The organism is Streptomyces sp. WAC06614 (assembly GCF_003949795.1).
Classification (GTDB): Bacteria; Actinomycetota; Actinomycetes; order Streptomycetales; family Streptomycetaceae; genus Streptomyces.
The window spans coordinates 1-8,231 of sequence record NZ_RPRY01000303.1; the positions used below are offsets into that span (position 1 = coordinate 1).

Genomic DNA, 8,231 nt, shown 5'->3' on the forward strand with positions numbered 1-8,231 from the left:
GCCCAGGGGGCCCCGGGCCCCTGCCTGGGTCGGCCTGGTGGCCCCCGGGCCCGGGGCCCCCTGGGCGGCGGTGCCCGGTGCACGGGACGCCGACGACGACACCGGGCCGGCCGGACCGGCCGCGACCGCCGAGGGCCGGGCCGGGCCCGCCGAGGCCCAGGACCGGGCCCAGGACCGGGACCGGGACCGGGACCGGGCCGGGGTCGAGCAGCTCGACGCCCTGGCCCTGGCCGCCGGGCGGCCGCCGTTGCCGCGGCGGCGGGCCCAGTCCCACCTCGCCCCGCAACTGCGCGACGCCCCACCGCCCCGCCGCGCGGCGGGGGACGCCACCGGCGCCGAGCCACCCGTGCACGACCCCCACCTCATGGCGGCCTTCCAACGCGGCTTCGGCCGCGCCCAGTCGGAGAACCCGTAAGCGATGACCACCACTCCCCACGACGCGTACAAGGAGCACCTCCCCATGGCCGGCGAAGCGGTGACGACCACCAGTCAGCTGTCCGACCTCGACTGGCTGCTCAGCGGCCTGGTGCAACGCGTGCCGTACACCCGTAGCGCGGTGCTCCTGACCAACGACGGCCTGGTCACCTGCCACCACGGCCTCGACGCCGACAGCGCCGACCACATGGCGGCCCTGGCCTCAGGCCTGTACTCGCTCGGCCGCAGCGCCGGAGCCCGGTTCGCCGACGGCGCCGAGGTCCGGCAGGTCGTCGTCGAGCTCGACTCGGCCCTCGTCTTCGTCTCGGCGGCCGGCTCCGGCACCTGCCTGGCCGTCCTCGCCGACCGCGAGGCCGACGCCGGGGTCCTCGGCTACGAGATGGCGATGCTGGTCAAGAGCGTCCGCCCCTACCTCGCGGCACCGCCCCGCCGGCCGGTCGCCGCCCCTGAGCGATGAGTTCGACGACCGCCACGAGGGCGACCCGCGTCCCGCCCGGCCCCCGGGACACCCCGTGGCTCGACGACACCGCCGGCCGCGTCATGCGCCCGTACACCGCCACCTCCGGCCGGACCCGCCCCGACGTCGCCCTCGACCTGTTGTCGCTGGTCAGCGCCACCGGCCTACGGCCGCGCAGCGCGCTCGGCCCGGAGCACAGCCAGGTGCTCCGGCTGTGCGGGGCGGCCGCCGCCCCGTCCGTCGCCGAGGTGGCCGCGCAGCTGCGGCTGCCGGCCGCCGTCACCAAGGTGCTGCTGGCCGACCTGATGCGCCACGGGGCCGTCACGGCCCGGGCGCCCCGATTCCTGAACGATCCGGCCGACGACCTGTCGCTGCTGAAGGCGGTGCTCGATGGACTGCGCCGACGTCTGTGAGGCGGCCGGGCCCGGCACCCGGCGGCCCGACCCGCAGCCGCCCGGCCCGCAGGCGCCGCCCGCGACCCTGAAGATCCTGGTCGCGGGCGGGTTCGGGGCGGGCAAGACCACGTTCGTCGGCGCCGTCAGCGAGATCGAGCCGCTGAGCACGGAGGAACTGCTCACGGGCATCGGCGAGACCGCCGACCCGCTCGACGGGGTGGAGGCCAAGACGGCCACCACGGTGGCCCTCGACTTCGGCCGGATCACCCTGGACACCGGCCAGGTCCTCTACCTCTTCGGCACGCCAGGCCAGCAGCGCTTCTGGTTCCTGTGGGAGGAGCTGTGCGCGGGCGCCCTCGGCGCGGTGGTCCTCGCCGACACCCGCCGGCTGGCGGACTGCTTCCCCGCCGTGGACTTCTTCGAACGGCGCGGGATCGGCTTCGTCCTCGCCGTCAACGAGTTCGACGGCGGCCACCGCTACACCACCGACGAGGTCCGCGAAGCGGTCGGGCTCGGGCCCGGGGTGCCCGTCGTACGGTGCGACGCGCGCCTGGCGAGTTCCGGTACGAGGGCCCTGGCCGCCCTCGTCCACCATCTGCTGACCACGGCCAGGACCAAGGATCCGCGATCGGGGGGACCGACATGACGTACTACGAATCCACCGGACACCTGCTGCTGACGCCGGTGGACCGGGAGGCCCCCGCCCGGGTGCTCCGGCTGCGCGAACTGGGCCTGGGCGAACGGGTGGACGCCGACCTCGACGCGTTCGCCCGGCGCATCGCGCGCACGCTCGGCGCGCCGTACGCGGGGGTCAACTTCATCGACGAGGAACGGCAGTTCTTCGCCGGACTGCACCACGCCCCGGGCGCCCCGCCCAGCGGCTACCCGGCCCGGGTGCTGGCCCGCGACCACGGCTACTGCCCGCACGTGGTGGTCCGGCGGCGGGCGCTGGTGCTGGAGGACGTCCGCGACTTCGCCCGGTTCGCCGGCAACGCCGTGGTGGACGAGAGCGGCGTGCGCTCCTACCTCGGCGCCCCGCTCGTGGACCGTCAGGGCGTGGTGCTGGGGACGGTCTGCGGGGTGGACGTCGTCCCGCGCCGGTGGGGCACCGAGGGGCTCGGCACGATCAAATCGCTGGCCGCCGAGCTGGTCGCGGACCTCCACGCCCGGGAGGACGGCCTCCGCGCCGGCTGACGGGACGAGCGGACCGGCCGGGTCGGGCGGGTGGCCGAGCCGGGCCGGCCCGGCCGGACGGGGCCCGCGCCGTTCAGACGCCGGCGGTCGTGGTTCGCGGCGCGAGGAACCGGCCGATCCGGTCGCGCAGCGACCGCGGGTCCAGGCCGTGGGCGGCGGTGTGCTCCTCGACGGTCCCGTACCGGCGCAGTTCGGCGCGTCCCACGCCCAGGCCCAGCACCCGATGGGGGAGGTCGGCCAGGGCGTCGTTGGCCGCCGCCGTCGAGGTGCCCGCCAGGTACGGCTCGACCAGGACCACGTCCGCGGGACCGGTCCCGACCGCGGACCGCAGCGCGGCGGAGTCGAACGGGCGGACGGTGGTCGCGTAGAGCACGGTCACGTCCAGGCCCTCGGTCGCGGCCAGTACGTCGTCCAGCGTGGGCCCGACGGCCAGCACGACCCCGGCGGAGCCCTGGCGCACGGTGCGGAACCGGGCGCCGTCCACGGCCCGCGGGGCGGCGTTGGAGAGCTGGGACAGCCGGACGTACACCTTGGTGTCCCCGTCGGCGTAGGCGTGCCGCAGCAGCGCCTCGGCCTCGTCCGGGTGGCCGGGCACGTGCACGGTCCAGCCGTCGAGCGTGTCGAGCAGGGCCACGTCCCCCGGGGCCATGTGCGTGAAGCCGCCGGCCGGCCAGTCGTAGGAGGCGCTCGCGCTGACCAGCACACCGCCCGTGCCCTGGTGCCCGAAGTCGAGCTTGACCTGCTCGAACGGCCGCTCCACCAGGAAGCTGGCGAAGGTGTGCATGACCGGCCGCAGCCCGGTCAGTGCGATACCGCCGCCCACGCCGACGAGCAGCTGCTCACGGATGCCGACGTTGATCACCCGGTCCGGATGCGCCCGCTGGGCGGGCCGGAACCCGTCCATGCTGATCTCGGCGAGCACGAGCGCCAGCCGGGGGTCCTCGTCCAGCAGCCGCGACGTGACCGTGATGAACCGTTCCCGCATGGTGTCCACAGGTGATCCCCCTCAAGCCTTCTTCTCGACACGGGCGACGACGGCGTGCGGCCGGCCCGGGTGCGCAGCGGTGAAAGCGGCGTACAGCGCCGCGTGGTCCCGGCCGTCCACGGTCGTGGCCGACCAGCCGGCCGCCTCGAAGCGGGAGGCGATCCCGCCGCGCCAGCCGTGGGTGGCGGAGTCGTTGTCGATCACCACCGTGTGCAGCCGCTCCAGGCCCGCGGAGCCGGCGTAGGCGAGCGCCTCGTGGTTGCTGCCCTCGTCGAGCTCGGCGTCCCCGATCAGCGTCCACACCGCCGGCTCGTCCAGCCCCTGGGCCTTCAGCCCCAGCGCACTGCCGACGGCGAGCGGCAACCCGTGCCCGAGCGAGCCGCTGCCGATCTCCACGCCCGGGACCAGCGTCCGGTCCGGGTGGTGACCGAGCGGGGAGTCGTAGCCGCCGAAGCCGCTGAGCCACTCCACCGGGACGAAGCCCTTGGCGGCGAGGACGGCGTAGTACGCCATCGGCCCGTGCCCCTTGGACAGCAGGAACCGGTCCCGCCCGGGGTCGGTCGCGGTGGCGGGCGTCACCCGCAGCACCCGGTCGTACAGCACCCACAGCACGTCGAGCGTCGACGTGGCCGCCGGCCCGTGCTTCTCGGCGCCGGTCATACGGGCCATCAGCGCGCCCAGATCCTCGTGACGGAGCCCTGTGTCCGCCGTTGAATGCGTCATACAACGATCATCGGACCTCAACCGCAGTTGAGGTCAACCCCCGACCCGTACGCAAAAGGTGCGCGCGACCACCCTCCGAAGTGCGGTATTGTTCTCATGCGCGTTCGCCCGGGGGAAACCCCAGGTCAACGGCATCGGGACGTGGCGCAGCTTGGTAGCGCACTTGACTGGGGGTCAAGGGGTCGCAGGTTCAAATCCTGTCGTCCCGACTTGCTTGCACGCAGGTCAGAGGCCGTATCGGAATCATCCGGTACGGCCTCGAGATCGTTTTGGGGGCCGGTGGGCTGCCCTCGCAGGGTCCGGGAAGCAGCGGGATCCTGAAGGGGTCCTTCGATCCGGAAGGCAGGTGCCTCCCATGCGCACGTCGACCCGTATCGCCGGTGCCCTCACCGGCCTGACCCTCGCCCTCGGTGGTGCGGTCCTCGCCGCTCCCGCGGCCCGGGCGGACATCCCCGCCTGCACGCGGATGGCCGAAATGGCCGGTGCCACCGACTCCGCCTCCGTCGCAGCGGCCTGCAGCCGTGGTGTCTCCGGAGACCTGCAGAATTGCGTGGCCGGACTGACCGGGGCCGGAGTGGCCGACGGCGCTGCGAACGGTGCCTGCCGGGCGGCGGCCCACGAACCGCGCTAGCGGACCGCGCACCGGAGCGGCCGCCGGCGCCCGGCCTTGCCTCGCGGGCCCCGTGCAGGGCGCCCATGCTGAGGAGGAGGGCGCCGTCGTCGTGCGACCTGTCCTTTCCGAAGGCCGAACGGAGGCGCCTGAGAGGAGGAGGTCATGTGCATGCGAAGAATCCTGGGCCTCGCCCTGGCCGCGGCGACCCTCGTCGGCATGAGCGCCGTCGGCGCCGTGAGCGCCGGGGCCGCCCCGTCCCCGACCATCTCCCGGGACGAGTGCGCCGCCGCCGGCGGACAGATCGTGACACGCGCCTACGCCGGCTACGTCTGCGCCCTGCCTGACGGGACGACGCCGCCGATCACCTGACCCGCCGGCGCACGGCCGGGCAACCCCTCGGGCCGGACACCCGAGGGCGCCGTTGCAGCACGACCAAGGAGCCGACCGGCACGACACCCGCCGGTCGGCTCCGCCGTGCTCCGTGGCGACCCCGTCGGCCCTGGCGGCCCCGGCGGCCCCGGCGACGACTCCGTCGTTCGGCCCATCAAGGGAATCGGCTGCCACGCCGAAAAGGACCAAGCGGAGCCGCCCCACCCCCGCGTTCCGGTATTCCTCCGCGCCCCCGGCCGCCCGATGGCGGCCGGTTCCGTACCTCGGCCGAGAGGCCCGGAGGAGATCCTGCATGCGCGTCCTCGTCCCCCTGGCCGCCGTCACCACCGCGGCGCTCCTGCTCGTCACGGTCACCGGAGCGACTCCCGCCGCGGCGGACCGCAACCCCGACGGTACCCCTCTGGTCAAGGTGTCCCACGGCGACCCGTACGCGAACTGCACCATCGGAGCGAGGTCCCCCGAGAGCATCGTCCACCCGGGCACCGAGGTCGAGCCGTACCTGTCCGTCGATCCCCGCGACCCCGAGCGCGTGGTCACCGTGTTCCAGCAGGATCGCTGGAGCGACGGCGGCGCCCGTGGCCTGGCGGCCGCCTGGACCACGGACGGCCACACCTTCCACCGCAGCACGCTGCCGTTCAGCCTGTGCGCCCCGGGCGGCGCGGACTACGAACGGGCCTCCGACCCCTGGGTGAGCACCGGGCCGGACGGCACGGTCTACGCCGGCGGGGAGGGCGTCGACTTCACGAGGAGCACGCGCAGCGCCCTCCTGACCGCCACGTCCCGCGACGGCGGCCGCACCTGGCAGAACCTCACCACCACGCACGTCGACGAGCAGCCGTTCTTCAACGACAAGCCCTCACTCACCGCCGACCCCCTCCGCAAGGGCACCGCCTACCAGGTCTGGGACCGCCTCGACAACGACCCACCCGGCCCCAGCTCCCTCGACGGCCCCGGCTACATCTCCCTCACCCGTGACGGAGGCCGCACCTGGAGCAAGGCCCGGCCGTTCGTCCCCACCAGCGCCGTGCCCAACACCCAGACCATCGGCCATCTGATCGTCGTCGACCGGCGCACCGGCACCCTGTACGACTTCTTCGACCGGATCACCTACTCCGACGACCTGAGCAGCGTCGTCGAAGCCCGCTACGAGGTGGTCACCTCCACCGACGCCGGAGAGACCTGGAGCGCCCCGGTCACCGTGGCGCGGGACACCTCCGTACCGGAGGTCGACCCGAACGACCCCACGAAGCTGCTGCGCGCCGCGGCCACGCTGCCGAGCCCGGCCGTCGACCCCGGGACCGGCACGCTGTACATGGCCTACGAGGGCTCGGACTTCTCCGGCGGGGAGTTCGACTCCGTGCAGCTCGTGCGGTCCACCGACGGTGGACGCACCTGGGGTGCCCCGGAGCTGATCAGCCCCGAGGGCGTTCCGGCCTTCTCGCCGTCGATCGCGGTCACCGAGCGGGGCACGGTCGCGCTCACCTACTACGACCTGCGCTTCCTCGATCCCGGCAACACGACCACCCTGCCCACCGCCCACCACCTGGCCACGCTGCCGCACGGGAACCCGCAGCTGCGGACCGAACGTCGGATCTCGCGGATCTTCGACTGGCTGCAGGCGCCCTACGCCGGCGGCTACTTCCTCGGCGACTACCAGGGACTGGTGGCGGACGGCAAGGGAGTACGGGCGGTGCTCACCGAGACCCACTCCGGCGCACCACAGAACCGTACGGACGTGTACACCGGCAGTTTCCGCACCCGCTGACGCCACCGACGCCGGGGAAGCCTTCTGACCGCCGCGGAAGCCGTCGACGCTGCCCCACGCCGCGGGAGCGCCCCGCGGCGTGGGGCAGCGGGGCGCCGTGCGGGGTTCAGTCGACCGGCTCCCCGTCGTACGTTCCGCCCTTGCAGACGTTGGCCGTCAGATCGGCCGTTCCGCCGCCCTGCTGACACTCGGAGGGCGTGACGGTGGTCGGGACACCCTGTGCGGCGGCGGTGGCGGTGGCGGCGCCCGCGAGGCCGAGTCCCGCCAGGGCTGCCGTGGCGACGGCGGCGGCGAGGGTTCGTCGGATGCGCATGTGGTTCCCCTTTCGCGGATTGCCTCAAACCGGGGCACTAGCCAGTTTGATCTTCACCCATGTGGGTGGCACGTCATGTTCCGCCATTCGGGTGACAGCGCGGTCTGCGGCGGGGTCAGCGGCCGAGTCGCTCGTCGAGCCAGGTGGTGATCTCGGGGGTGACGGGGTCGGTGATGTCCGCGTACTCCTGGTGCCGGGTGAGGAACGAGGCCACGTACGGGCAGACGGGCACGATCCGCATCCCGGACGCGCGGACGTCGGTGAGGGCCTGCTGGACGAGGATCGCGGCGAGTCCCCGGCCGGCGTAGGCGTCGTCGATCTCGGTGTGGAAGAAGACCCGCTGGTCGCCGCGGTCGCGGTAGGCGGTCAGGCCGGCGAGGGTGCCCAGGAAGACCCGCAGCTCCGCGCCGTCGACGCGCAGCGGCTCGGGTGCGTGGTGCTGGAACGCGCGGGGCGCGTGGCGGTGTGCGTCGGGGAGGGCCACCCAGAGCTGGACCCCGTGGAGCACGGTGGTGCCGGGGGTGGAGACCTCCGTGTGGCTGATGCCGTGGCCCCCGGTCATGAGGTTGATCTCACCGGGCCGCACGAAGGCGTGGGTCCCCAGGCTGTCGCGGTGCTCGATCTCCCCGCTGAACAGCCAGCTGACGGTCTGCAGTCCGGTGTGCGGGTGCGGGGCGACGTCCATCCCGCCGGAGTCGGCGACGCGGTCGGGGCCGTAGTGGTCGGCGAAGCACCAGGCACCGATGAGCGTCCGGGCCCGCTGCGGCAACGTACGCCGCACGGTCATCGCCCGCGGCCCGCCCAGCGGCACGTCCCGGGCGGTGAGGACCTCGACCTCCGGGTGATCCATCTCCGGGCCCCTCTCGCACCAAATAGTTTCGTTTTCAACAACTATGCATGATCATGGTCGTGCCGACGGCCCGTGACAACAGCGAAGGGGGTCGGGGTGAGGTGGAGGGGG

At 73.8% G+C, this 8,231-nt stretch carries 11 protein-coding genes, 1 tRNA gene and 1 pseudogene; 9 read left to right on the forward strand and 4 right to left on the reverse strand.

What is annotated here, in order from left to right; all coding sequences use genetic code 11:
• The 5 genes and pseudogenes from EF918_RS37320 to EF918_RS28620 all read left to right on the forward strand — a co-directional run.
• Positions 1-415, forward strand: a pseudogene (locus EF918_RS37320) (ATP-binding protein); the annotation flags it as partial.
• A gap of 45 nt (positions 416-460) precedes the next feature.
• Positions 461-892 (forward strand): roadblock/LC7 domain-containing protein, encoded by a 432-nt coding sequence (locus EF918_RS28605; protein WP_125651837.1) that lies wholly within the window; start codon positions 461-463, stop codon positions 890-892.
• Positions 889-1,305 (forward strand): DUF742 domain-containing protein, encoded by a 417-nt coding sequence (locus tag EF918_RS28610; RefSeq protein WP_125651827.1) that lies wholly within the window; start codon positions 889-891, stop codon positions 1,303-1,305. Before EF918_RS28605 ends, EF918_RS28610 begins: the two co-directional genes overlap by 4 nt.
• Positions 1,283-1,933: an ATP/GTP-binding protein gene (locus EF918_RS28615; RefSeq protein WP_125651828.1), complete on the forward strand. Its 651-nt coding sequence runs from the start codon at positions 1,283-1,285 to the stop codon at positions 1,931-1,933. The genes EF918_RS28610 and EF918_RS28615 overlap by 23 nt, the downstream gene beginning before the upstream one ends.
• On the forward strand, positions 1,930-2,481 hold the full coding sequence (locus EF918_RS28620) for a GAF domain-containing protein (RefSeq protein ID WP_125651829.1): 552 nt from the start codon (positions 1,930-1,932) through the stop codon (positions 2,479-2,481). The genes EF918_RS28615 and EF918_RS28620 overlap by 4 nt, the downstream gene beginning before the upstream one ends.
• 73 nt (positions 2,482-2,554) lie before the next feature.
• Here EF918_RS28620 and EF918_RS28625 read toward each other — a convergent pair whose 3' ends face one another.
• Positions 2,555-3,475: a transketolase family protein gene (locus EF918_RS28625; RefSeq protein ID WP_125651830.1), complete on the reverse strand. Its 921-nt coding sequence runs from the start codon at positions 3,473-3,475 to the stop codon at positions 2,555-2,557.
• 12 nt (positions 3,476-3,487) lie between these two features.
• A complete protein-coding gene (locus EF918_RS28630) occupies positions 3,488-4,189 on the reverse strand; it encodes a transketolase (protein ID WP_125651831.1) in 702 nt (233 codons plus the stop codon).
• 135 nt (positions 4,190-4,324) lie between these two features.
• On the opposite strand from EF918_RS28630, the gene EF918_RS28635 reads away from it, so the two are divergent.
• From EF918_RS28635 to EF918_RS28650, 4 genes are all read left to right on the forward strand, one after another.
• A tRNA-Pro gene (locus tag EF918_RS28635) sits at positions 4,325-4,398 on the forward strand.
• A 146-nt stretch (positions 4,399-4,544) separates the two neighbouring features.
• The gene (locus EF918_RS28640; RefSeq protein WP_125651832.1) at positions 4,545-4,820 is read left to right on the forward strand and encodes a hypothetical protein; all 276 of its coding nucleotides are present in this window, start codon (positions 4,545-4,547) and stop codon (positions 4,818-4,820) included.
• A gap of 150 nt (positions 4,821-4,970) precedes the next feature.
• On the forward strand, positions 4,971-5,171 hold the full coding sequence (locus EF918_RS28645) for a hypothetical protein (RefSeq protein ID WP_260610769.1): 201 nt from the start codon (positions 4,971-4,973) through the stop codon (positions 5,169-5,171).
• Positions 5,172-5,484: 313 nt separating this feature from the next.
• Positions 5,485-6,957, forward strand: coding sequence for a sialidase family protein (locus tag EF918_RS28650; RefSeq protein WP_125651834.1), 1,473 nt, complete (start codon positions 5,485-5,487; stop codon positions 6,955-6,957).
• Between the two features lie 106 nt (positions 6,958-7,063).
• Here the strand turns inward: EF918_RS28650 and EF918_RS28655 are convergent, their stop codons facing one another.
• Positions 7,064-7,270, reverse strand: a complete 207-nt coding sequence (locus EF918_RS28655) for a hypothetical protein (RefSeq protein ID WP_125651835.1) — start codon at positions 7,268-7,270, stop codon at positions 7,064-7,066.
• A 115-nt stretch (positions 7,271-7,385) separates the two neighbouring features.
• The gene (locus tag EF918_RS28660; RefSeq protein ID WP_125651836.1) at positions 7,386-8,120 is read right to left on the reverse strand and encodes a bifunctional pirin family protein/GNAT family N-acetyltransferase; all 735 of its coding nucleotides are present in this window, start codon (positions 8,118-8,120) and stop codon (positions 7,386-7,388) included.
• Positions 8,121-8,231: the final 111 nt, after the last annotated feature.